Source organism: Cellulomonas fimi (assembly GCF_028527925.1).
GTDB classification, from domain to species: domain Bacteria; phylum Actinomycetota; class Actinomycetes; order Actinomycetales; family Cellulomonadaceae; genus Cellulomonas; species Cellulomonas fimi_C.
This window is the reverse complement of sequence record NZ_JAPESW010000012.1, coordinates 45763-67576: the sequence shown is the minus strand read 5'-3', so window position 1 is coordinate 67576 and position 21814 is coordinate 45763. Positions and strand designations below refer to the sequence as shown.

Annotated in this window: 23 protein-coding genes and 1 tRNA gene; 7 read left to right on the top strand and 17 right to left on the bottom strand. The window is 74.1% G+C overall.

Annotated features, from left to right (window positions below):
- Positions 1–43 precede the first annotated feature (43 nt).
- On the bottom strand, positions 44–1306 hold the full coding sequence (urtA, locus tag OMK64_RS07985; protein WP_272727550.1) for an urea ABC transporter substrate-binding protein: 1263 nt from the start codon (positions 1304–1306) through the stop codon (positions 44–46).
- Positions 1307–1545: 239 nt separating this feature from the next.
- On the opposite strand from urtA, the gene OMK64_RS07980 reads away from it, so the two are divergent.
- Entirely contained in the window at positions 1546–2772 is a 1227-nt protein-coding gene (locus tag OMK64_RS07980; RefSeq protein WP_272727549.1) for a pyridoxal phosphate-dependent aminotransferase, read from the top strand.
- Between the two features lie 34 nt (positions 2773–2806).
- Here OMK64_RS07980 and OMK64_RS07975 read toward each other — a convergent pair whose 3' ends face one another.
- The 4 genes from OMK64_RS07975 to groL form a co-directional block, all read right to left on the bottom strand.
- Positions 2807–3058 carry a hypothetical protein gene (locus OMK64_RS07975; RefSeq protein ID WP_272727548.1) on the bottom strand — a complete coding sequence of 84 codons (252 nt, stop codon included), beginning with the start codon at positions 3056–3058 and terminating at the stop codon, positions 2807–2809.
- A gap of 22 nt (positions 3059–3080) precedes the next feature.
- Positions 3081–3758, bottom strand: a complete 678-nt coding sequence (locus tag OMK64_RS07970; protein ID WP_272727547.1) for an SIMPL domain-containing protein — start codon at positions 3756–3758, stop codon at positions 3081–3083.
- Between the two features lie 22 nt (positions 3759–3780).
- The gene (locus OMK64_RS07965) at positions 3781–4521 is read right to left on the bottom strand and encodes a hypothetical protein (protein WP_272727546.1); all 741 of its coding nucleotides are present in this window, start codon (positions 4519–4521) and stop codon (positions 3781–3783) included.
- 217 nt (positions 4522–4738) lie between these two features.
- A complete protein-coding gene (groL, locus tag OMK64_RS07960; protein ID WP_272727545.1) occupies positions 4739–6364 on the bottom strand; it encodes a chaperonin GroEL in 1626 nt (541 codons plus the stop codon).
- 353 nt (positions 6365–6717) lie between these two features.
- On the opposite strand from groL, the gene OMK64_RS07955 reads away from it, so the two are divergent.
- Positions 6718–8313, top strand: coding sequence for a glycoside hydrolase family 15 protein (locus tag OMK64_RS07955; protein ID WP_272727544.1), 1596 nt, complete (start codon positions 6718–6720; stop codon positions 8311–8313).
- A gap of 151 nt (positions 8314–8464) precedes the next feature.
- Here OMK64_RS07955 and OMK64_RS07950 read toward each other — a convergent pair whose 3' ends face one another.
- The 3 genes from OMK64_RS07950 to OMK64_RS07940 all read right to left on the bottom strand — a co-directional run bounded on the left by OMK64_RS07950 (position 8465) and on the right by OMK64_RS07940 (position 9741).
- Positions 8465–8668, bottom strand: coding sequence for a cold-shock protein (locus OMK64_RS07950; protein ID WP_013769803.1), 204 nt, complete (start codon positions 8666–8668; stop codon positions 8465–8467).
- A 123-nt stretch (positions 8669–8791) separates the two neighbouring features.
- Positions 8792–9400, bottom strand: coding sequence for a LytR C-terminal domain-containing protein (locus tag OMK64_RS21070; protein ID WP_272727543.1), 609 nt, complete (start codon positions 9398–9400; stop codon positions 8792–8794).
- Positions 9401–9429: 29 nt separating this feature from the next.
- Positions 9430–9741: a DUF3263 domain-containing protein gene (locus tag OMK64_RS07940; protein ID WP_124343644.1), complete on the bottom strand. Its 312-nt coding sequence runs from the start codon at positions 9739–9741 to the stop codon at positions 9430–9432.
- Between the two features lie 122 nt (positions 9742–9863).
- Between OMK64_RS07940 and OMK64_RS07935 the strand changes: the two genes are divergently transcribed.
- Both OMK64_RS07935 and OMK64_RS07930 read left to right on the top strand, forming a co-directional pair.
- A complete protein-coding gene (locus OMK64_RS07935) occupies positions 9864–10541 on the top strand; it encodes a uracil-DNA glycosylase (RefSeq protein ID WP_272727542.1) in 678 nt (225 codons plus the stop codon).
- A gap of 64 nt (positions 10542–10605) precedes the next feature.
- Positions 10606–11409 (top strand): SGNH/GDSL hydrolase family protein, encoded by an 804-nt coding sequence (locus OMK64_RS07930; RefSeq protein ID WP_272727541.1) that lies wholly within the window; start codon positions 10606–10608, stop codon positions 11407–11409.
- 10 nt (positions 11410–11419) lie between these two features.
- On the opposite strand, the gene OMK64_RS07925 is transcribed toward OMK64_RS07930, so the two are convergent.
- The 4 genes from OMK64_RS07925 to OMK64_RS07910 all read right to left on the bottom strand — a co-directional run bounded on the left by OMK64_RS07925 (position 11420) and on the right by OMK64_RS07910 (position 15056).
- Positions 11420–12538 (bottom strand): hypothetical protein, encoded by a 1119-nt coding sequence (locus OMK64_RS07925; protein ID WP_272727540.1) that lies wholly within the window; start codon positions 12536–12538, stop codon positions 11420–11422.
- A 4-nt stretch (positions 12539–12542) separates the two neighbouring features.
- A complete protein-coding gene (locus tag OMK64_RS07920; RefSeq protein ID WP_272727539.1) occupies positions 12543–13190 on the bottom strand; it encodes a signal peptidase I in 648 nt (215 codons plus the stop codon).
- 5 nt (positions 13191–13195) lie between these two features.
- Positions 13196–13621: a hypothetical protein gene (locus OMK64_RS07915; protein WP_272727538.1), complete on the bottom strand. Its 426-nt coding sequence runs from the start codon at positions 13619–13621 to the stop codon at positions 13196–13198.
- Between the two features lie 226 nt (positions 13622–13847).
- A complete protein-coding gene (locus OMK64_RS07910) occupies positions 13848–15056 on the bottom strand; it encodes a sensor histidine kinase (RefSeq protein ID WP_272727536.1) in 1209 nt (402 codons plus the stop codon).
- 117 nt (positions 15057–15173) lie between these two features.
- On the opposite strand from OMK64_RS07910, the gene OMK64_RS07905 reads away from it, so the two are divergent.
- From OMK64_RS07905 to OMK64_RS07895, 3 genes are all read left to right on the top strand, one after another.
- Positions 15174–15842, top strand: a complete 669-nt coding sequence (locus tag OMK64_RS07905) for a response regulator transcription factor (protein WP_272727535.1) — start codon at positions 15174–15176, stop codon at positions 15840–15842.
- 122 nt (positions 15843–15964) lie between these two features.
- Positions 15965–16192 carry a hypothetical protein gene (locus tag OMK64_RS07900; protein ID WP_272727534.1) on the top strand — a complete coding sequence of 76 codons (228 nt, stop codon included), beginning with the start codon at positions 15965–15967 and terminating at the stop codon, positions 16190–16192.
- Positions 16193–16317: 125 nt separating this feature from the next.
- The gene (locus OMK64_RS07895) at positions 16318–17364 is read left to right on the top strand and encodes a LacI family DNA-binding transcriptional regulator (RefSeq protein WP_272727533.1); all 1047 of its coding nucleotides are present in this window, start codon (positions 16318–16320) and stop codon (positions 17362–17364) included.
- 84 nt (positions 17365–17448) lie between these two features.
- Here OMK64_RS07895 and OMK64_RS07890 read toward each other — a convergent pair whose 3' ends face one another.
- From OMK64_RS07890 to OMK64_RS07870, 5 genes are all read right to left on the bottom strand, one after another.
- A complete protein-coding gene (locus OMK64_RS07890; RefSeq protein ID WP_272727532.1) occupies positions 17449–18036 on the bottom strand; it encodes an NADPH-dependent FMN reductase in 588 nt (195 codons plus the stop codon).
- A 117-nt stretch (positions 18037–18153) separates the two neighbouring features.
- Positions 18154–18230 (bottom strand) — tRNA-Thr (locus OMK64_RS07885).
- Between the two features lie 133 nt (positions 18231–18363).
- Positions 18364–19287 carry a DsbA family protein gene (locus OMK64_RS07880; RefSeq protein WP_272727531.1) on the bottom strand — a complete coding sequence of 308 codons (924 nt, stop codon included), beginning with the start codon at positions 19285–19287 and terminating at the stop codon, positions 18364–18366.
- A 39-nt stretch (positions 19288–19326) separates the two neighbouring features.
- The gene (locus OMK64_RS07875) at positions 19327–19812 is read right to left on the bottom strand and encodes a hypothetical protein (protein WP_272727530.1); all 486 of its coding nucleotides are present in this window, start codon (positions 19810–19812) and stop codon (positions 19327–19329) included.
- A gap of 131 nt (positions 19813–19943) precedes the next feature.
- Positions 19944–21755: a serine/threonine-protein kinase gene (locus OMK64_RS07870; RefSeq protein WP_272727529.1), complete on the bottom strand. Its 1812-nt coding sequence runs from the start codon at positions 21753–21755 to the stop codon at positions 19944–19946.
- Positions 21756–21814 lie beyond the last annotated feature (59 nt).

The following is a 21814-nucleotide window of genomic DNA, read 5'->3' as shown; positions in this document are numbered from 1 at the left end:
CGGCGGGCCGTCGCGGCCGCCGCCGGGGCACCACCTCAGCGGGTCAGGACAGGCCCTCGGCCCAGTCGTAGCCCTCGAGGAACGGGTCCGGCTCGATCGGGCCGTCGGACGACCACTCGGTGTAGATGAGGCCGTCGGGGCCGATCTTGCCGATGAGCGCGGTCTTGGCGATGTGGTGGTTGTCGCCGTTCACCGTGACGGTGCCCTCGGGGGCGTCGAACGAGACGCCGTCGGCGGCCTCCTGGATGTCCGCGACGTCGAAGGACTCGGCCTTCTCGACCATGCCCTTCCACAGGTAGAGCGACGTGTACGCGGCCTCCATCGGGTCGCTCGTCACGCGGTCGTCGCCGTACTTCGCCTTGAACGCCGCGACGAACTTCTCGTTCTCCGGGCTCTCGACCGTCTGGTAGTAGTTCCACGCGGTGAGCTGGCCCTCGATGTTCTCGATGCCGATACCGCCGACCTCCTCCTCCGCGATCGACACGGAGACGACGGGCAGCGTGTCGGCGGTCAGGCCGACGTTCTTGTACTCCTTGAAGAACGCGACGTTCGAGTCGCCGTTGAGGGTGTTGAACACCGCGTCGGCGCCCGAGCCCTTGAGCTTGGTGACGATCGTCGCGAAGTCGGTGTGACCGAGCGGCGCGTACTCCTCACCGACGATCTCGACACCGTTCGCCTCGGCCCAGGCGACGATCTCCTTGTTGGCCGTGCGCGGGAAGACGTAGTCCGACCCGACGAGGAACAGCTTCGTCTTGCCCTGCTCCTTGAGGTACTCGACACCCGGCAGGATCTGCTGGTTCGTCGTCGCGCCCGTGTAGAAGATGTTCGGCGACGCCTCCAGACCCTCGTACTGGACGGGGTAGAACAGCAGCGCGTCGTTGCTCTCGAACACCGGGAGCATCGCCTTGCGGGACGACGAGGTCCACCCGCCGAACACCGCCGCGACGCAGTCGGACTTGATGAGCTTCTCGGCCTTCTCGGCGAACACCGTGGGCTCCGAGGCGCCGTCCTCGCCGACGATCTCGAGCTGCTTGCCGAGCACGCCGCCGCCGGCGTTGATCTCCTCCGCCGCCAGGTCGAGCGCGTCACGCACGGTCTGCTCGGAGATCGCCATCGTGCCCGACAGCGAGTTGAGGAAGCCGATCTTGATCGAGTCGCCGGAGGTGTCGACGCAGGACGTCGAGCCCGACGCGCTGGAGTCGCCGGACGCCCCGGCGTCGGTCCGGGAGCCGCAGGCCCCGAGGGCCAGGACGAGCGCGACGGCGGCCGGAGCGGCGAGCGCGCGGGTGGTGAGGAGTCTGGTCAACGGACGTGCCTTTCGCTGGGGACGAGCTCACGGACGAACCGGACGAGGCACGAGGACAGCCGCAGGCACCGCGCTGTGTCCCGAGGTGTATACATCCCTGTGCCCATGCCCGGAGACGCTAGGGACGGGATGTTTCCGCCAGCCCTCCGGTCGCGTGAACGATCTGTTTCGCCCAGGTCCCGGTTCGGCCACGACGGGCCGTCCGTCGACGGTGGTCGCGTCCGGCGTACGCTCCCGACATGCCGCACCTGCGTCCGCTCGACCAGTCCTCCAAGCTGAAGGACGTCCTCTACGAGATCCGCGGCGCGGCGCTCGACGAGGTCGCGCGGCTGGAGGCCGAGGGGCACACGATCCTGCGGCTCAACACCGGCAACCCGGCGGCGTTCGGGTTCGAGGCGCCGCACCAGATCGTCCGCGACGTCATCGCGTCCATCCCGAGCGCGCACGGCTACACCGACTCGCGCGGCATCCTGTCGGCGCGCCGGGCGATCGTCACGCGCTACGAGACCGAGCCCGGCTTCCCGCAGATCGACGTCGACGACGTGTTCCTCGGCAACGGCGTGTCCGAGCTCATCACGATGGTCATGCAGGCGCTGCTCGACGAGGGCGACGAGGTGCTCATCCCGTCGCCCGACTACCCGCTGTGGACCGCGATGACGTCGCTGTCGGACGGCGTGCCCGTGCACTACCGGTGCGACGAGTCGAACGGCTGGCAGCCGGACCTCGACCACCTGGAGTCGCTCATCGGGCCGCGCACCAAGGCGATCGTCGTCATCAACCCGAACAACCCGACGGGTGCCGTGTACTCGCGCGAGACGCTGACGGCCATCGCCGACATCGCCCGACGCCACTCGCTGCTCGTGCTGGCCGACGAGATCTACGACCGCATCCTCTTCGACGGCGCGGTGCACACGCCCATGGCGACCGTCGCACCCGACCTGCTCACGCTGACGTTCAACGGGCTGTCGAAGACGTACCGCGTCGCCGGCTACCGCTCGGGCTGGCTCGTCGTGACGGGCCCGCGCGAGCACGCCGCCGGGTTCCTCGAGGGCATCGAGCTGCTCGCGTCGACGCGGCTGTGCCCCAACGTGCCCGCGCAGCACGCCGTGCAGGCCGCGCTCGGCGGCGTCCAGTCCATCGAAGGGCTCATCGCGCCCGGCGGGCGGCTGCACGAGCAGCGCGAGGTCGCGTGGCGCGGCCTCACGTCGATCCCCGGCGTCACGTGCGTGCGGCCCGACGGCGCGCTCTACCTGTTCCCGCGCCTCGACCCCGAGGTGCACGAGATCCACGACGACGCGCGCCTCGTGCTCGACCTGCTGGTGAGCGAGCACATCCTGCTGGTGCAGGGCACGGGCTTCAACTGGCCCACGCCCGACCACCTGCGCGTCGTCACGCTGCCCGAGGCGCGCGTCCTGGCGGAGGCCGTCGAGCGCATCGGCAACTTCCTCGCGTCCTACCGCCAGTGACGGGCCGGGTCGTGCGCCGGCGGCGCCGAACCCGTCAGCAGGAGAACCACGCCGCCCGGGCGGGCCACTCCCCCGTCTCGGCACGTTCCCGCGCGACCTTGCGGGCCACCCGCACCGCGCCGGTCGGCATGTCGTCCCGCCCCTCGACCCGACACGCCGTCCAGTCGTCGGTCGGCACGACGAGGATCCCAGCGTCCGGATCGGGTGCACCGTCCTCGCGCTCCTCGGTGTACCGGTAGCGCGCCGCGTCGCGCTCGACACCCTCCAGATGCCCCCAGAAGATCACGCGCTTCGCCGATGGCTCGGGGTCAGGAGGCGGCGAAGCGGGCGTGGACGCGTGCGGCGACGGTGATGTCCTCCGGCTTGAGGTCGAGCCCGCCCGCCGGCCCGGCCGCCGCGGCCGCGCGCGACATCTGCGCCACGCCCGGGTCGCTCGTCGGGCGGGACTGGTCGCCCAGCATGCCGGGGTCGGCGACGGCGAGCGGGCGGACGGCCGACAGCCCGAGGGCCTGCGCGTAGGTCGTGGCGGTCGCGACGGCGTCCTGGACGGCACGGGTGCGCGCGTCGGCGGTGAGCCGGGTCTTCGTGACCTCGGTGAGCGCCCACTCGACGCCGCTCACTGTGACGCCGTCGCGGGCGGCGATGTCCTCGACCCACGCGGCCAGGCCCGCGAGGTCGCGGAACTTCACGTCGAGCCGGACGGCCGCGTGGTGCACGAGGGGCAGCTGCTTGCCGTCCTTGTTCCACGGCCGGTCGGACCACACCCGGATGCGGTCGGAGGACCACCACGTGACGGCGGGCGCGGGCGCGGCCGGGTCGGCGAGCCGCTTCGCCTCGTCCGCGAGCCGCCCGTGCTCCCGCAGGGTCCGCTCGACGACGCGCTCGCGGTCGGGGCCCTCGAAGCCGACCGTCAGCACGACGGTCCCGCGCTCGGCCGGGTGGTGGTGGTCGAACCGTCCCTCGACGGTCACGGTCGTCTCGTGCACAGGCCGGAGCGTAACCCGGCGCTCAGACGATCTTCGGGAACGCCAGCAGCAGCGCCGTGCCGGCGACGAGCAGCACGAGCGCCACGCCGAGGACGACCCAGCGCAGCCGCTCGGTGCGCCCCCGATGGGACAGCGACGCGAAGAACAGGACCAGCGCGAACAGCACCGTGAGGAACGTGTAGCGGTCGCTGCGCTCGTCGAGGAGGAGCCCGCGGGCGAACCACTCCTCGGCCCGCTTGTCCGCGGCCGCCGCCTCCGCTCGGCCGGGTGGCTGGTACGACGGCATCGCGAACGGGCTCGCGGGCGCGGACGGGTCCTGCAGCGGCTTGAGCGCGAGCCACTCGTCGACCGCGGGCCCGAAGTGCGGGCTGAACCGCTGCCGGACGAACTCCGCGAGCGGCTCGTCCTGCTGCGCGACCGCCTGCACCCACACGGCGAACGTCTGCAGGTCGTAGCCGCGCGCGGCGTCCGCCTCGGCGGCGTACCGGCTGGCCTCGATGCGCGACGACGACGCCCGCGAGAACGCGATCGACATCTCGCCGCCCCACTGGCTGGCCTCGAAGACGCTCCACGCGGTGAGGACGGCGGTCACCGACAGGACGACGACGGTCACGATCTCGCGGACGTGCCCCTCGCGTCGCACGTGGGCGTGCGGCCGGAGCGCTTCCGCAGGCTCGCCGTCGCCGTGCGGGGCGGCGGGTCCCTCGTCGCGGTGCGCGGGGACCTCGTGCTCGCGGATCGCGGCGTCGTGCTCGTCCGGCATGTCGACCTCCCGACGGCCGCCGCTCCCACGGCGGATGCGGGCACCGTAGGTCGGCACGGGAGCGCAGCACGTCACCCGACGGGGGTGACCGGCAGGGCCGCGGCGCCGCAGCGACCGGAGCACGACGAGGGGCCGGCCACCCTCAGGTGACCGGCCCCTCGTGCCGTGCTGGGTCGTGCAGGTGCGGCCGTCAGGCCGCGCGACTCACGTCAGCGGGTCAGAAGCCGCCGCCGAAGTCGTCGCCACCGCCGGCCGGGAGGGCCGGAGCCTTCTCGGGCTTGTCGGCCACGACGGCCTCGGTGGTGAGGAACAGCGCCGCGATGGACGCCGCGTTCTGCAGCGCGGAGCGCGTGACCTTGACCGGGTCGTTGACGCCCGCGGCCAGCAGGTCCTCGTACTCGTTGGTCGCGGCGTTGAGGCCGTGACCCGTCGGGAGGTTGCGGACCTTCTCGGCCACGACGCCGCCCTCGAGACCGGCGTTGACGGCGATCTGCTTGAGCGGGGCCTCGATCGCGGACTTCACGATGAGCGCACCCGTCGCCTCGTCGCCCTCGAGCTCGAGCTTCTCGAACGCGAGCGCGCCGGCCTGGATGAGGGCCACGCCACCACCGGCGACGATGCCCTCCTCGACGGCCGCCTTGGCGTTGCGCACGGCGTCCTCGATGCGGTGCTTGCGCTCCTTGAGCTCGACCTCGGTGGCCGCGCCCGCCTTGATGACGGCCACGCCGCCGGCGAGCTTGGCGAGGCGCTCCTGCAGCTTCTCGCGGTCGTAGTCCGAGTCGGAGTTCTCGATCTCGGCGCGGATCTGCGAGACGCGACCGGCGATCTGCGCGGCGTCGCCGGCACCCTCGACGATCGTGGTCTCGTCCTTGGTCACGACGATCTTGCGCGCCGTGCCGAGGACCTCGAGGCCGACCGTGTCGAGCTTGAGGCCGACGGTCTCGGAGACGACCTGGCCACCGGTGAGGATGGCGATGTCCTGCAGCATGGCCTTGCGGCGGTCGCCGAAGCCCGGCGCCTTGACGGCGATGGACTTGAACGTGCCCTTGAGCTTGTTCACGACGAGCGTGGCCAGGGCCTCGCCCTCGATGTCCTCGGCGACGATGAACAGCGGCTTGCCGGCCTGGATGACCTTCTCCAGCAGCGGCAGCAGGTCCTTGACGTTCGAGATCTTCGACTCGACGAGCAGGACGAACGCGTCCTCGAGGACGGCCTCCTGGCGCTCGGGGTCGGTCACGAAGTACGCGGACAGGAAGCCCTTGTCGAAGCGCATGCCCTCGGTGAGCTCGAGCTCGAGGCCCAGCGCGGACGACTCCTCGACCGTGATGACGCCCTCCTTGCCCACCTTGTCGAGGGCCTCGGCGATGAGCTCGCCGATCGCGGTGTCACCGGCGGAGATGGCGGCCGTGGCGGCGATCTCCTCCTTGGTCTCGACCTCCTTGGCCTGCGCGAGGAGCTGGGTCGTGACGGCCTCGACGGCCTTCTCGATGCCCTTCTTCAGCGCGATCGGGTTCGCACCCGCGGCCACGTTGCGCAGGCCCTCGCGGACGAGCGCCTGGGCGAGGACGGTCGCCGTCGTCGTGCCGTCACCGGCGACGTCGTCGGTCTTCTTGGCGACCTCCTTGACGAGCTCCGCGCCGATCTTCTCGTACGGGTCCTCGAGGTCGATCTCCTTGGCGATGGAGACACCGTCGTTGGTGATCGTGGGGGCGCCCCACTTCTTGTCCAGGACGACGTTGCGGCCCTTGGGGCCCAGGGTGACCTTGACGGTGTCGGCGAGGGTGTTGAGACCCCGCTCGATGCCGCGGCGGGCCTCCTCGTTGAAGGCAATGATCTTGGCCATGGGGCTGTGATCCTTCGCTCGGTTTGCGTGGTGGCCGCTGGGTGCCCGCGACGGACGACGCGCCGCGTGCGGTCATGTCCCGCGACGCGACGCACCTCACCGGGCGGCCGATGCTTCTGTCACTCTCGACCCGAGAGTGCTAAGTCAATGGTTAGCACTCGACCCCTGCGAGTGCAAGACGCGTTCGCCCAGGGACGAGCGCGCAGCCCGCCGGCACGACGTCCGCCACGACCGCGCCGAGCCACCGTGGGACACGCGCCGCGCGGGTGGCTCCTGGACGACCGACCGATCCGCCCGCGGACTCACCCGCCGAACCGGCCGGGCGGGTGCGCGCTCCGGTCTATCGTGCGCGTGTGCCAGGTCACACCGGGGTGGTCGACGACGTCGTCGGCACCGTCGCCGAGCCCGGGGCGACGCCCACCGCGACCCCGGCACCCGTCCGCCGTGTCCTGTCGGGCGCCGCCGTCGGCGCACGACCGCGGCCCGTCCCGCCCCGGCGCGCGCCGAGCCGCCTCGCGCGCGCCACCACCGCCACGCTCGGCGGGGTCGTCGCCCTGGCCGTCCTCGCCGCGCACCTCCCGTCGGACGGCCGGTCCGGCCCGCCCGCCGTCCCGGTCGCCGCGGTCGTCGGCCCGCCGACGACATGGGCGCAGATCCCGCTCTACCAGGAGACCGTCACGCTCCTGCCCGACGGGACGCGCGCGGAGGTCCGCAGCGGCACCGACCCGACGTTCCTCGCAGGCTCCCGCGTGCTCGACCCGGCCGCGGCGACGCTCGCGCAGGCGGTCGGGGCGTCCTCGGCGGCGACGGTGACGGCGCGCGGCGAGGCGGGGGCGGACGCGGCCGCCCGGCTGCAGCGCGACTGGCTCGCGACGGGGACGGTCCCGGGTGCGGGCGGCCCGTACGAGCCGATGGCCCGCGCGGCGCTGCTCGACCTGCGCACGCTGCTGCTCCCGGGCGGCGCGGCGGTCGCGGGCTGGTCGGAGCGGTGGCGGTACGTGTGGCCGCGCGACGCGGCGTTCGTGTCCGTCGCGCTCGCCCGCACGGGCCACGTCGACGACGCGCTCGACGTGCTCGCGTTCCTCGACGGCGTGCAGGCCGCCGACGGCTCCTTCCAGGCGCGCTACCTGCCCGACGGCTCGGGCCCTCCCGACGACCGCGGCGTGCAGACCGACGGCACGGGGTGGGCGCTGTGGGCCGCGGGTCTCGTCGTCGCGGAGCTCGACGACCCCGCGCAGCGTGCCGCGGCCGCGGACCGGCTGCGCCCGCTCGTCGTCCGCTCGACCCGGCACGCCACGGCCCTCGTCGCGCGCACGGGCCTGCCGCCCGCGTCGCCGGACTACTGGGAGGTGCCCGAGCGCTCGCTCACGCTGGGTACGGTCGTCCCCCTGGTCGCGGGCCTGCAGCAGGCGGAGACGCTCCTGCGCACGACGGGCGACGTCGCGCTCGCCGACGCCGCCGCGCGCGCCGCGACGCGCAGCCAGGTCGCGACGATCCGGGAGTTCGGCGGGTCGGGCTACGCCCGGTACGCGGCGGGCGGTCACGCGGACGCGGCGACGGCGTTCCTGCTCACGCCGTTCCTGCGGGCACCCGCGCCGGGCGCGCACGACGCGTGGCTCGCGTCGGTCCCGACGATGCGCCGCCCGGCGAGCGGGCTCGCGCCGGGCGCGGGATGGCGGGACGACGGCGTCTCGTGGACCCCGCAGACGTCGCTGTACGCGTGGGTCGCGGCGGAGAACGGCGAGCCGGGGCTCGCGCACGGCTGGCTCGACTTCCTCGACGCGCACCGCACGACGGCCGGGTCGATCCCGGAGAAGGTGCTCGGCGACGGCTCGCCCGCGGCCGTCGCACCGCTCGCGTGGAGCGCCGCGTGCGTGCTGCTCGCGCTCGACGCGCTCGACCGCACGGCACCGGCGGCGCCGCCGCACGCCGCTCCGCTCCCCCGCTGACGCTCCCCCGCTGACCGCCCATCGCTCCCCGCTCGCACAGTCCCCGCGGACGCACGAGGGCCGCGCACCACGGGGTGCGCGGCCCTCGCCGATGCGTCCGACGTGGACGTCCGGAGCTGGAGTGCCGGGGAGACGACGCCGGGGCGTCAGGTCAGACGGGACGGACCTGCTCGGCCTGGGGGCCCTTCGTGCCCTGGCCGACCTCGAAGTCGACCTGCTGACCCTCCTCGAGGGTCCGGTAGCCGTCGACCTGGATGGCGCTGAAATGCACGAAGAGGTCCTGGCCTCCGCCGGTGGGGGTGATGAACCCGTACCCCTTCTCCGCGTTGAACCACTTCACGGTGCCCTGGGCCATGCGTACTCCTCGACGATCGGTGCGCCGCGGGCTCCGCCGGCCCCCGGTGCGCGTGAGCCTAGTGGTCACGGACCCGCCACGACCAGGGTCATCTCGGAGGTGACCAGCGCGTCGACCCGCGCGTCAGGCGTCCGGGTCGCTCCGCAGCACCACGACGATGCCGTCGCCCGCCTGCTCCGGGGAGAGCGTCACGGTGGTGAGGCCGAGCGTCTGGGCGACGAGGTCGGCGGTGGACCGCAGGTCCTCGCTCGCGTAGAAGACGGTCGAGTCGGTCACGCCCTCGCCGTCGGAGTTGCCCGTCGTCGCGGCGGTGAAGCCGGCCTCCTGGAGCTTGGCCTGCTGGCGCGCGGCGACACCGCTGACACCCGACGCGTTGAGCACCTGGACGGGCGTGCTCAGCACGGGCTCGACCACGGGCGGCGCCTCGGTCTCGACGGGTGTCTCGCCGGTCTCCCCCTCGGTGGGCTGCTCCTCGGTCCCGTCGGTCGCGCCCTCGTCACCGGTCCCGCCGTCGTCGACGGTCGACGTGCCGGGCGAGTCGTCGGTGCCGTTGATGATGCCCCAGGCTGTCACGGCGCCGTACGCGAGGACGGGGGCGAGGACGAGGACGGCCAGGAACGGCCACCACCGGCTCCACGCCGAGCGCGGTGCCCGGTGGACGCCGCGGGGCGCGTCAGGGTCCGCCGGGGCGTCGAACTCGTCGTCCGGGTAGGGGTAGTCGGCCTTGCTCACGGCCGCAGGCTATCCGCTGGACCTGGGGCTCAGGCGTCGGTCGCGAGGCGACGCGCGGTGCGGGCCCGCTGACGGGACTGCCGCAGGCGGCGCAGGCGCTTGACCAGCATGGGGTCGTGGGCGAGGGCCGCGGGCTCGTCGATGAGCGCGTTGAGCACCTGGTAGTACCGCGTGGCGGACATGTCGAACAGCTCGCGGACCGCCTGCTCCTTCGCACCGGCGTACTTCCACCACTGGCGCTCGAACGCGAGGATCTGCTCGTCGCGCTCGGTCAGGCCGGAGGTTCCCCCGTCCGGCCCAGCGTCGACGGTGCCGATCGGGAGCGCGGTCGCGGTGTCCATACGGCCTCCTCGGTGGTGCAGGGCGGGTCGGTCAGCGGCCATCGTAGGTGCGAACCACACCGGTGTCATTCCGCCTCACCGCGGGGTCACCAGGTCGGCGGCGGAGCGGTAGCCTCGCCCGCGTGAACCCGGCTCCCCTCGCGTCGCTCGTCGCCCCGGACTGGGCGCAGGCGCTCGCGCCGGTCGAGCCGCAGATCCGCGCCGCGGGGCAGTTCCTGCGCGACGAGGTCGCCGCGGGCCGCGAGTACCTCCCGGCGGGCGAGTCGGTGCTGCGGGCGTTCAGCCGCCCGCTCGCGGACGTCCGCGTGCTCGTCGTCGGCCAGGACCCCTACCCGACGCCCGGCCACCCGATGGGCCTGTCGTTCTCCGTGCAGGCGGACGTGCGGCCGCTGCCGCGCTCGCTCGACAACATCTTCAAGGAGCTCGTCGCGGACCTCGGCGTGCCGCGGCCGACCACGGGCGACCTCTCGCCGTGGGCCGACCAGGGCGTGATGCTGCTCAACAGGGTCCTCACCGTGCGGCCGGGCGCGCCCGCGTCGCACCGCGGGAAGGGGTGGGAGGCCGTGACGGACCGCGCGATCGCGGCGCTCGTCGAACGGGGCGGCCCGCTCGTGGCGGTCCTGTGGGGACGCGACGCGCAGTCGCTCCGGCCCGCGCTCGGGTCGGTGCCCCGCGTCGAGTCGGTGCACCCGTCCCCCCTGTCGGCGAGCCGTGGGTTCTTCGGCTCGCGCCCGTTCTCGGCCGTCAACCGCCTGCTCGCGGAGCAGGGCGCGCCTCCCGTGGACTGGCGCCTGCCGTGACCGTCGGGGCGGCCGCCGGCCCCGGGGGACCGCACACCCTCCGGCGTCGCGCCAGAATGAGGGCGTGACGACCCCCCTCGACCCTCCCCGCTGGACCCGCTACGTCGCGATCGGCGACTCGTTCACCGAAGGGCTCTGGGACTCCCCCGACGGCCCCGACGCCGCCCAGCGCGGGTGGGCGGACGTGCTCGCCGCGCGCCTGTCGCAGCGACGGACCGCGGCCGGCGAGGCGCCGCTCGAGTACGCCAATCTCGCGATCCGGGGACGGCTGCTGCGGCCGATCCTCGTCGAGCAGGTCCCCGCCGCGCTCGCGATGAAGCCCGACCTGGTCAGCCTCGTGGGCGGCGGGAACGACATCCTGCGGCCCGCCGCGGACGTCGACCGGCTGGCCCGGATGCTCGAGCAGGCCGTCGTGCGGCTGCGCGAGGCCGGGGTCGACGTGCTGCTCGGCACAGGCGTCGACGCGTCCGACAGCCCGCTCGTGCGGGCCACGCGGTCGCGCGTCGGGATCTACAACGCGCACATCTGGTCGATCGCCCGCCGGCACGGCGCGCACGTCGTCGACCTGTGGGGCATGCGCAGCCTGCGCGACTGGCGGATGTGGGCCGACGACCGGATCCACCTCACGTCCGACGGGCACGCGCGCGTCGCGCAGGCCGCGCTCGTCGGCCTCGGCCTGGAGCCCGACGAGCCGCGCTGGGACGACCCGCTCGCGCCGCTCCCGCCCACGCCACGCCTCGACCAGCTGCGCGGCGACGCGCAGTGGTTCCGCGAGCACGTGTACCCGTGGGCGACCCGTCGTCTGCGCGGCCGGTCGTCGGGCGACACGCGCGTGCCCAAGCGTCCGGTCCTGACGCCGCTCGACTAGCGCGCCGCGGTCAGCGGTCGACGACGCAGGTGGAGAACGAGAAGCTCTGCGTCCCGACGATGTTGGACGCGGTCCGCGACGTGGTCTGGAAGACGTACGGTCCCGCCAGCGACGGCACGACCGTCCGGTCGAGTCGCCACTCGTCGCCGCCGTACCGCCACGCGTCGGGCGAGCGGCCCGCGGACCGCAGGCGCGCGACGGCCGCGGTCATGTCGACGGGCGTCTGCCAGGCCACGTAGAACGGCGACGTGCCGTTGCCCGTGACGGTCGTGACGACGCACGCCTCGCGGTCGGTCCACGTGCCCTGGGCGAAGGACACCGTGTAGGCCGACGGGGTCACGACGGCGCCCGGCAGCGAGAAGTTGCAGACGGTCACCGTGCGGACCTGACCCGCGACGACCGTGTCGTACGGCTGCCACACGTCCGTGCGGCCCGAGATGCGGATGAGGCCCGCGGTCGTGGGAGCGCCGAGCTGGTACTTCCACGACTCGTCGCCCTGCAGCGTGTAGCCGGTGCGCGCGCCGTTGAAGGGCGCCTGCGTCGTGTCGATCCAGGCGGACCAGACGATCGGCGTGGTCGACCGCGTCGTGACGCGGATCGTGAAGCACGCCTGCTGGCCGCTCGTGGCGTTGGTGAGGTCCCACGTGACGCTCGTGTCGAACGCGGACCCGTCGGGGCCGGGGTACACGGGACCGGACGCGGCGGGCGGGGTCCACGTGGCGGCGACGGGCCAGCCGTCCCCGGCGACGAAGACGCGCGCGGTCGTGGCGGTCGGTGCGGAGAACGGCGTGGTCGTCGACGCCGTGAAGGTGCCGGCGGCGAGCGTGCCCGTCGCGTCCAGCAGCACGGTGCCCGTGCTCGTCGCGAGGATGACGCGCCCGGTCGTGCACGTGCCGCCGAGCCCGCTCACGGTCACCTGCGTGTACTGGCCGCCCACGGGCGTGCCGCTCGCCGCGACGGTCGCGGGCCCGGTCGCACAGCGCTGGACCGCGGTGCCGTACGGCTGACCCGGCGTCGTGAGCGGCAGTCGCGCCGCGCTGGCGACGCCCGTGGCGAGGACGGCGACGACGAGCACGAGCACCGTGACGACCAGGCCGGCGGTGCGCGGGTGCAGCAGGCTCCGGTGCACGGCGTCAGCCGCCGGCGGGGGTGAGCGCGGGGCGCCGGGTGCCGTCGTGGTCGACGGCGTGGGGCTCGGCGGGGGCGGCATCGCCGTCGGGGCCGGGTCCGGCGGCGGCGGCCTCCGCGGCGCGCGCGTCACCCTCGTCAGGCTCGTCACCCTCGTCACGCGACGACGGCCAGACGAGCAGGGCGCCGGCGATGAGCAGGCACGAGCCGAACACCCAGGGCGACGCGACGAACCGGCCCACGAGCCCGACCTTCGCGACGTGCAGCTGCGCGACGCCGAGGATCTGGTCGTTCGTGGGCGCGAACGGGTCGGTCCAGTCGTTGTTGTCGCCCTGGACGACCCAGCCGTTCGTGCCGTCGCCGCCGACGAGGCGGTGGATGATCCGGCCGCCGTCGAGCTCGTCGGGCCGGTAGACGACGACGTCGCCGACCTGCGGCGTGCCGCAGCGCGAGACCACGAGGTCGCCCGTCTCGTAGGTGGGCTCCATCGAACGCCCGGAGACGATCGTCAGCGTCGTGCAGCCGCCCAGGTTCGTCGGCCACAGCAGCCACGCGGCGACCGCAGCCGCCGCGTAGATGAGGACCGACGCTACGGCACGCAGCACCCGGCGCGCGAGGGGCGCACCGGGTGCCGTCGTGACGTCGCTGGTCATCGGTCTCAGCCGTCGATGCTGACCGCGAACGACGAGATCGTGTTGTAGTCGACGCCCGCCGGGAGGGCGAAGGCGACGAGCGTGGCCGTGGTGTGCGGCGCGGTGAGCGTCTTCGGGGTGAGCTCCGTGTACGAGCCGGTCGCGGTCTTCCACGCGACGCGGATCGTCTTGCCCTGGCAGTCGGCGTCGATGTTGCTGAACTGCACCTCGGACGGCGCGAAGCCGGTGGTGCCGAGCGTCGGCGTCTTGTACTTGGCGGTGACGGCGCCCGTCGCGGCCTTCTGGCACGTCGCGTCGACGCTCACGGTGCCCGTCGCGGCCGTGCCGCTCGAGGTCAGGTTGAGCTGCGACGCGGACGCGAGGGACAGGCCGGCGACGCCGAGGACGGCCAGGCCGACGGCCAGGCCCTTGCGGGTGGAGAACTTCGCCATGGTGACTCCTGGATCGTGACGACGCGGGTCGGCGTGTCGTCGATCCGCACGGCCTCCGGTCGCGGAGCGCCGTCGCAGACGCTACGAATCTCCGATCGACCGCCGTCGGCCCGGCCTGGGTGCCAGCACCTGGCCCGCCGGGAACGTCGTTTTCTTTCACCCGGAGCGGATCCGAACGTTCCTGGACGACCGTCCATGAAGCGGACAGTGCGCGTGTGACCTGGCCCTACGTCCGAACGGGTGAGGGCTTGTGGCCGTTGGTGCCGAGCGGGATGCGCGCGACGAGACGCGCGCCGCGGCCGGCGCCCGGGCTCAGCTCGACCGACCCGCCGACGAACCGCAGCCGCTGGCGCATCCGCGCGGTGCCCGACGCGACCCCCGCCGTCTCCTCGTCGTAGAGCGCGCCGTCGTTCTCGACCGCGACGACGAGGACGTCGTCCTGGACGTCGATCTCCGCCGTGATCGACGTCGCGGGCCCGTGCTTGAGCGAGTTGGTGACGCCCTCCTCGACGACGCGCACCGCGAGCAGCCGCTCGGGGATCGTGAGGCGAGGGCTCGCCGGGTCGTCGTGCGCCCGAGCGGCGTCGGTCACGTCGAGGCGCGTCGCGATGCTCGCGGGCAGGCGGCCGAGCAGCGCGCGCACCGCCGGGACGAGGCCGAGCTCGAGGCGGTCCGGGTAGAGCAGCCGGCTCATCTCGCGCACGTCGGCGGCCCGGGCCTGCTCGAGCTCGCCCGAGATCCAGCGCAGGTCGTCGAGGTCGCCGTCGTCGAGCGGGCCCTGCGCGGCGTGCGCGACGATCTGGTCCAGCCGCGCCTCGACGAGCACGAGCTTGTTCTGCAGCGTGCCGTGCAGCCCCTCGGCGACCTCGCGCCGGACACGGATCTCCTCCTGCTCCAGGGCGCGCACGGCGTTCTCGACGAGGACCGCCTCGCGCTCGGCGCCCCGGATCTGCGCGCGCAGCCGGCGCCGGGCGACGAGCCCCCACATGCCGATCGCGCCGGAGATCACGCCGATGACGAGACCCGAGAACAGCTCCGCCTCGACGACCTCGCGCGTCGGGTCGTCGTAGACGCCGAACAGCTGCTGCGCGCCGATCCGCAGCACCGCGCACGCGGTCGCGGCGAACAGCAGCGAGACCGCCATGTGCCAGACGCGCGTCGCGCGGTGCGCGTTGACGACCGCGAGGACGGCGACGAGACCGACGACGGCGGCGAAGTTCGCGGCGAGCCGACTCCAGACGCTGACCGACTCCCACTCCTGGACGACGCGGCTGTAGATGTACGTCGTCTGCAGGGCGGCACCGATCGCGTAGCCGCTCGCGACGATGCCGCTGGCACGCAGCAGGCCGACGCGGTCGTTGCGCAGGTCGCGCGCGCGGCGGGCGACGAGGGCGGCCGACTCGTCGTCGGGCGTCGTGGTGCGGGTGGTGGGCATCGTTCGTCCCTGCGGGTCATGCGGGTGCACCGGACGGGTGCTCGTGCGCGTGGCGTCGGTCACGTTGCCGCGTGCAGGTGACTGCGTCGGGGCGCGGCGACGACGATACTTGCCCCGATGAACGCTGCCGTGACCGGCCCGGTGCGCGTCGCCGTGGTCGAGGACCAACCACTCTTCCGGTCGATGCTCGAGCGGATGCTCGACGACACCGACGGCCTGGAGGTCGTCGTGGCGACGGGCTCGGTCACGGAGGCGACCCGCCTCCTGCCGCCGGGGACCGTGGACGTCGTCGTGCTCGACGTCGACCTGCCCGACGGCAACGGGATCGCGCTCGGCGTGACGCTCCGGCGCCGCCAGCCCGGCGTCGGCGTGCTGCTGCTGTCGGCGCACGATGCGATGGACCTCCTGCTCGACCTGCCGCCCGACGTGGCCGCGGGGTGGGGCTACCTGTCGAAGACGTCGTCGACGAGCGAGGAGGTGCTCGTCTCGGCCGTGCGGGCGGCGGCGGTCGGCGAGACGGTCCTCGACCCCGCGCTGCTGGCCCGCATGGCGCCGCGGGCCGGGTCCGCGGTGTCGCGCCTGACCGACCGGCAGTACGAGGTGCTCCGGCTGCTCGCCGAGGGACTGTCGAACGCGGGCATCGGCGCACGTCTGGGGATCACCGAGAAGTCGGTGCAGAACCACGTCAACGCGCTCTACGCGACGCTGGGCATCGACACCGACCCGAGCCGCAACCCGCGGGTGAGCGCGGCGCTGCGGCTGCTCGCGGAGACCGGCCCGGCGTAGACGCCACCCCATCAGGCCTGGTCAGGAACAACTTCTCGATTCGGCTTGACCGGTACAGGCGCGGATCCTACTGTACCGGTATAGCGATCTGTAGCGGTACAGATCGGAAGGGAGAAGGACCCGTGCTCGACCAGTCGATCGGCCTGCTGCTCGCCCGTGACGCGTCCGTCCTCGAGTCGCACAGCGCCCGCCCCTGGGCCCCCGTGGCCGAGGAGCGTCCCGCCCGCGAGCCGCACGCGCGCCGTCCGCGCGTCCCGCGCACCCGTCGCGCCCTCGCCCGGGGCCTGCACCGCGTCGCCGACGCCGTGCAGCCGACCTGCACCTTCGAGGTCGGCCACCCCGCGCGATGACCACGACGCCCGCCCCGCCCGCCACGTCCGGGACCAGCCCCGCGGCGACATCCCTCGGGCGGCGCTCCCCGGCGCCCGGCGGCACGACCTACCCTGTCCCGCATGCCGCGGAACAGGGTGGCGTCGTGCCCCGGGTGACCCTCCAGACCATCGCCGACAAGGTCGGCGTCAGCCGCATGACCGTGTCCAACGCGTTCTCGCGCCCCGACCAGCTCTCCGCCGACCTGCGGCGGACGATCCTCGACGCCGCCGCCGAGCTCGGCTACGTCGGCCCCGACCCCTCCGCGCGCGCGCTCGCCCGCGGCACCACCGGCGCGATCGGCCTGCTGCTCACCGCGTGGGTCGGCGAGGCGCTGCGCGACCCCATCGCCGCGTCGTTCTTCGGCGCGATCGCCGAGGAGCTCCAGCCCACCGGCTACGCCGTCGCCCTCCTGCCGGGCGAGAAGGCCGCGCGCGACATCCCCCTCGACGGCGCGCTCGTCTACGCGTGCGGCGGCGACTCCGCGGCGCTCGACTGGCTGGTCCGCCGCAAGCTCCCGCTGGTCTTCGTCGACCTCGACCCCATCCCGGGCCACCCGTCGATCGTGCTCGACGACCACGCCGGCAGCCGGCAGGCCGCCGAGCACGTCCTCGCCCTCGGGCACCGGCGCATCGCGTTCTTCACCATGGGCGGCCGCGACCGCCACGGCCACCTCGCCGACGGCCGCACCGCCGGGCACGACTACGTCTCCCGCGCCCGCGTCGCCGGTGCGGTCGAGGCGCTCGACGCCGCCGGCGTGGTGCCCACCGCGTACGAGATCGTCGACAACGTCGACCCCTACGCGCACGAGGGCGCCCGCGCGCTGCTCACCGGCCCCGACCGCCCGACCGCGGTCCTCTGCTTCTCCGACCTCATGGCCACCGCGGTCCTCGACGTCGCCGCCGAGCTCGGCCTGCGCGTCCCCGAGGACCTGTCCGTCGTCGGCTGGGACGACAGCCCGCTCGCCGCGCGCGTCCGCCCCGCGCTCACCACGCTGCGTCAGGACCTCGACGCCAAGGGCCGCACCGCCGCACGCACGCTGCTCGCCGCGATCGAGCGCTCGCGCGCGGGCGCGCCCGTCGACGCCGTCCGCACCGAGCTCCCCGTCGAGCTCGTCGTGCGCGAGAGCACCGGACCCGCGCCGACGGACTGACGCGCCTCGTCGACGCCCCGCCCCTCCGGTCCGCGGAGCGCCGTCGGCCCCGCGTCGCCCGTCGGGGCGGTCACCCGCCGCGCGTCACTGGTCCGGGTCGCCGATGTGACCCGGCGCCGTCACCGACAGCACCCGCTCGACGAACCCGCAGTACTCCGCCATGTAGTGCCGCAGGAACTGCTCGAGCGAGGAGTCCGCGACCGACCCGTCGTCGCCGAACGTCTGCTCCGTGACCTGGATGTACACCTCGGGCGAGTTGAGCTGGGGCGCGTTGAGGAAGCTCAGGACGCTGCGCATCGACGACTGCATGACGGCCGTGCCGACCGCGCCGATCGACGCCCCCACGATCCCCGTCGGCTTGCGCGCGAACGAGTTGGTCCCCCAGGGCCGCGACCCCCAGTCGATCGCGTTCTTCAGCGCTCCCGGGATGCTGCGGTTGTACTCGGGCGACACGAACAGGATCCCGTCGGACGCCTCGATCGCGTCCTTGAGCGCGCGCGCCGGCGCCGGGTAGTCGGCGTCGTGGTCCGGGCTGTAGAGCGGCAGGTCGCCGATCGGGATCTCGGTGAACTCCAGCTCGTCGGGCGCGAGCGCGATCAGCGCCTGCGCGAGGCGCCGGTTGATCGAGCTGCTCGACAGGCTGCCGACGAAGTAGCCGATGCGGTAGGTCACGAGGGTCTCCTCTCCGCGGGCCGGCGGAGCAAGACGCGCACGCCGGCACCGGGCTTGCGGACCCGTCCGATTCTCGTGCGGACCGTCGGGGCGCGCGCGGCGGGAGGACCGTCGTCGTGGAGCCCCCTGTCGGATTCGAACCGACGACCCCCTGTTTACAAGACAGGTGCTCTGGCCAGCTGAGCTAAGGAGGCGGGCGGGGACAGCGTACCGGTGCCCCGTGGCACGCCCGGGCGCACCACGACGCACGGCGCCCGACGCGCCGACGGGCGGACCGGGACCCCTCGCGGGGTCCGGCCCGCCCGTCGGCGGTGCTGCGGTGCGGCGTCAGCCCTTCGCGGCGGCGGCCTGCTCCACCGCGGCGCGCAGGGCACCCGGCTGCTGCCAGTTGCCCTCCCACTTCACGCCGTCGATGAGGATGTACGGCGTGCCGAGGTCGGGGAACTGCTCGGACGCGGATGCGTAGGCGGCCTTGATCCAGGGCGCGAAGGTGCGCCACTCGCCGTCCTTCTCGGTCGTGTCGTCACCGGTGCCGACCTCGTACGTGCCGGTGACGGTCGAGGTGAACTTCCCGATGACGTCGTCCGGGACGCCGACCCCGGACGCGACGTCGGCGATCTCGGCGTCGGACAGGCCGGACGTGCCCTCGGCGGGCTGGGTGCCGTCCGCGTACATCGCGGACATGAAGTCGACGAGGTGCTCGGGCGACTCGTCCGCGATCACGGCGTACGCGTTGGCGGCGCGCGTCGAGTAGAACGTCCCCTGCGACGTGTAGTCGAGGAACGAGAGCGGGTGGAACGCGACGGTCACGCCGTCGGTCTCGGTGAGGGCCTTCACGTCCTCGCCGTTGGTCTGCTCGAACTGGCCGCACACGGGGCACATGAAGTCGAAGTAGATGGACAGGACGGTGTCGTCGTCGCCCTGCTCGCCGACGCCGGCGGGGCTCACGGGGATGCCGCCCTCGTCGTTCGCGGGAGCGGGGGCGTCGACGTCCGCGAGCGCGGGAGCGACGACGTCCTCCGCGCCGCCGCCGTACGCGACGCTGCCGTAGGCCTCGGCGCGCTCCTTCGACTGGTTGACGATGAAGAAGACGACGGCGCCGAGCGCGAGGACGGCGACGACGAGGCCACCGATCGCGAGCATCCGGTTCCGCTTGGCCTTGCGCTCCTGCTCGGCGCGCATCGCGGCGGCCTTGGCGCGCGCCTCGTCGCGGCGGACCGCCTTGGTCGGGCGGGGTTCGTTCGTGGGCATGGGGTACTCCTGGTCCGGGAAGAGAGGGGGGCGGGTCGGTCAGGGGGTGACCGGTGGCCCGCGGACCGGGAGGACGGCGACGAGCAGGCGGTCGCGCAGGACGGGCGCGGCACGGTCGACGGCCGCGGTGGCGTCGACGGGCACCACGACCGCCGCGTCGTCCAGACGGACGGCCCAGCGACGCAGCAGCCGCGCGACGCCCCGGGCCGCCCGGGCGACGACGACCGACGCGCCGAGGCCGCTCGCGGCGAGCGCGAGATGCGTGAGGGCGACCGGGACCGCGACGCTCAGCAGGAGCACCGCTCCGCCGGTGGCCGGGCCGAACGCGTAGGCACCGTCGGGGCAGTCGGCCGCGTCGCTCAGGAGCAGCAGCCGGACGCCCCAGGGGCCGACGCCGCCGGCCGACACGCACTGGTGCAGCAGCACACGGCCGGACATCGCGATCGCGAGCCCGAGCACGGCGGCGAGCGCAGCGACGGCGACGAGCGCGCGCGAGTCCGTGAGCGGGACTCGTCGTGCGCGCATGCGCCACAGCGTAGGGCCCCGACCTGTGCGCCCGGGCGGCCCGGAACGCTTCGTCCCCGGTCCGGCGGTGCCGGTGCCTCGCGCGTCGCGGCCGACGGACGGTCGACGGTCCTGGTGGGCCGCGCCCGGGTTCACGGCATGGTCGGCGCGGGCAGCGGCCACCACGTGATCGCACGCCCGTTCAGCAGCAGCGCGACGAGGACGGCCGCGGCGGCGAGCAGCACGACGACCGCGACGAGCCCGCCGAGACCCCCGGGGGCGACGACGGCCAGCGTCCGCCGGGCCCCGACGCGCGTCATGCTCGACAGCGGGCCCCACCACACGACGAGCACGGCGAGCAGCACGAGCCCGCCGACGACGAGCGACGCGGTGAGCCCCTGCACGGGCTGCCCCGACGGCGAGCCGTCGACGGTCCACCGGCCCGAGTCGAGGAGCCACCACATGACCCCGGCGGCGACGACCGCGACGCTGCCCCCGACGACGAGCGAGGGCACGAGACCGGCGGTCGCCCGCAGCAGGTGCCAGGGGCCGGCGGCGACGGTGACGGGCACGTCGGAGCGCCGCACGCCGAACCGTTCGCGGCGGATGTGCATGGCCTCGACGGCGGTGCCGAACGTCCGGACGACGAGGAGGAGCACGCCGACGACCACGAGCGTGCCCCCGGGGAACAGCGTGCCGGCGACGCCCACGAGCAGCCCCGCGGCGAGGAGCGTCCCCCAGCGCCGCTCGGTGGGCGGTCGCACGTAGCCCGACCCCTCGGGCCCGGGCTGCTCGGACGCGTCGAGGTCGTCCTGGATCCACTCGACGCCCTCGGGGTCCTCGTCGTCGGACCAGCCGTCGGGTTCGTCGTCGGACCAGCCGTCCCAGCCGTCGTCCCCGTCGGCGACGTCGTCGTCGGTGCCGGGCTCGAACGTGCGCGTCCGCCCGTCGTTCGCGACGAGCGTGGCCGTGCCCGCCGCGGCCGCGGGACCACCCGGACGCGTGCCCGCGCCCGTGAGGAGCGCGGTGCCGGTCGCGTCGGCCGGGTCCGGGCGGGTCGTGTCGGTGCCGTCGCCCGGGCCGAGGTGCGTGGTGTCGGTGAGGTCCTCGGTGCTGACGAGCATGGTCGCGGTGCCGTCCTCGGTGACCACGTCCCCGTCGGTCGCGGCGACGGTGAGGGCGGCGACGACGTCCTCCGGGTCGGTGCGGGCGTCGGGCGCGGCGACCAGGGCACCGCGCAGCGCGGTCGCGGTGAGCGGGCCGAGGCCGTCGAGGTCGGGGTCGCCCGAGCGCGCACGGGCGAGCACGGCCTCGAGCGGGCGGGTGCCGAACGGTGCACGCCCGGTCGCGGCGAACGCCAGGACGGCGGCCCAGCCCCAGTAGTCGCTCGCCGCGGTGGGCTCGTCGCCGTCGAGCAGCTCGGGCGCGAGGTAGCCGGGCGTGCCGATGACGAGCCCGTCGGAGGTGAGCGGCGCGTCGCCGGCCGCCTGCGCGATGCCGAAGTCGATGAGCACGGGACCGTCGTCCGTGACGAGGACGTTCGCGGGCTTGAGATCACGGTGCACGACGCCGGCCCCGTGCACGGCCGCGAGCGCGGCCCGCAGGCCCTCGGCGAGGTCGAGCAGGTCCTGCGCGCCGAGCGGCCCGCGCTCGCGCACGTGCTCCTCGAGCGTGTCGCCGTCGACGAGCTCGGTGACGAGGAAGGCCTCGGTCGAGTCGGCCTCGGCGTCGAGGATCGCGGCGACGCCCGGGTGCCGGAGCTTCTGCAGCGCGCGGACCTCGCGACGCAGCCGGTCGCGCGCGACCGCGTCGGAGCCGAGCTGCGGGTGCAGCAGCTTGAGCGCGACGGCCGTGCCGCCCCCGTCGACGGCCCGGTAGACGGTCCCCATGCCGCCCGAGCCGAGCGGCGCGACGATGCGGTACCCCCCGATGTCCGACCCCGGCGTCAGACCGATCCGCTCCATGCCCCGCAACCTAGCCCGCGGCGCGGACGGGCGTCCCCCAACGCGCGGGTGACGTGTGA

Excerpts from the sequence above, each read along its gene's own strand:
- OMK64_RS07875 (WP_272727530.1), bottom strand. The coding sequence starts at position 19,812 with ATGCGCGCACGACGAGTCCCGCTCACGGACTCGCGCGCGCTCGTCGCC.
- OMK64_RS07910 (WP_272727536.1), bottom strand. The coding sequence starts at position 15,056 with ATGCCCACCACCCGCACCACGACGCCCGACGACGAGTCGGCCGCCCTC.
- OMK64_RS07915 (WP_272727538.1), bottom strand. The coding sequence starts at position 13,621 with ATGGCGAAGTTCTCCACCCGCAAGGGCCTGGCCGTCGGCCTGGCCGTC.
- OMK64_RS07940 (WP_124343644.1), bottom strand. The coding sequence starts at position 9,741 with ATGGACACCGCGACCGCGCTCCCGATCGGCACCGTCGACGCTGGGCCG.
- OMK64_RS07880 (WP_272727531.1), bottom strand. The coding sequence starts at position 19,287 with ATGCCCACGAACGAACCCCGCCCGACCAAGGCGGTCCGCCGCGACGAG.
- OMK64_RS07905 (WP_272727535.1), top strand. The coding sequence starts at position 15,174 with ATGAACGCTGCCGTGACCGGCCCGGTGCGCGTCGCCGTGGTCGAGGAC.
- OMK64_RS07870 (WP_272727529.1), bottom strand. The coding sequence starts at position 21,755 with ATGGAGCGGATCGGTCTGACGCCGGGGTCGGACATCGGGGGGTACCGC.
- OMK64_RS07920 (WP_272727539.1), bottom strand. The coding sequence starts at position 13,190 with ATGACCAGCGACGTCACGACGGCACCCGGTGCGCCCCTCGCGCGCCGG.
- OMK64_RS07950 (WP_013769803.1), bottom strand. The coding sequence starts at position 8,668 with ATGGCCCAGGGCACCGTGAAGTGGTTCAACGCGGAGAAGGGGTACGGG.
- OMK64_RS07980 (WP_272727549.1), top strand. The coding sequence starts at position 1,546 with ATGCCGCACCTGCGTCCGCTCGACCAGTCCTCCAAGCTGAAGGACGTC.
- groL (WP_272727545.1), bottom strand. The coding sequence starts at position 6,364 with ATGGCCAAGATCATTGCCTTCAACGAGGAGGCCCGCCGCGGCATCGAG.
- OMK64_RS07965 (WP_272727546.1), bottom strand. The coding sequence starts at position 4,521 with ATGCCGGACGAGCACGACGCCGCGATCCGCGAGCACGAGGTCCCCGCG.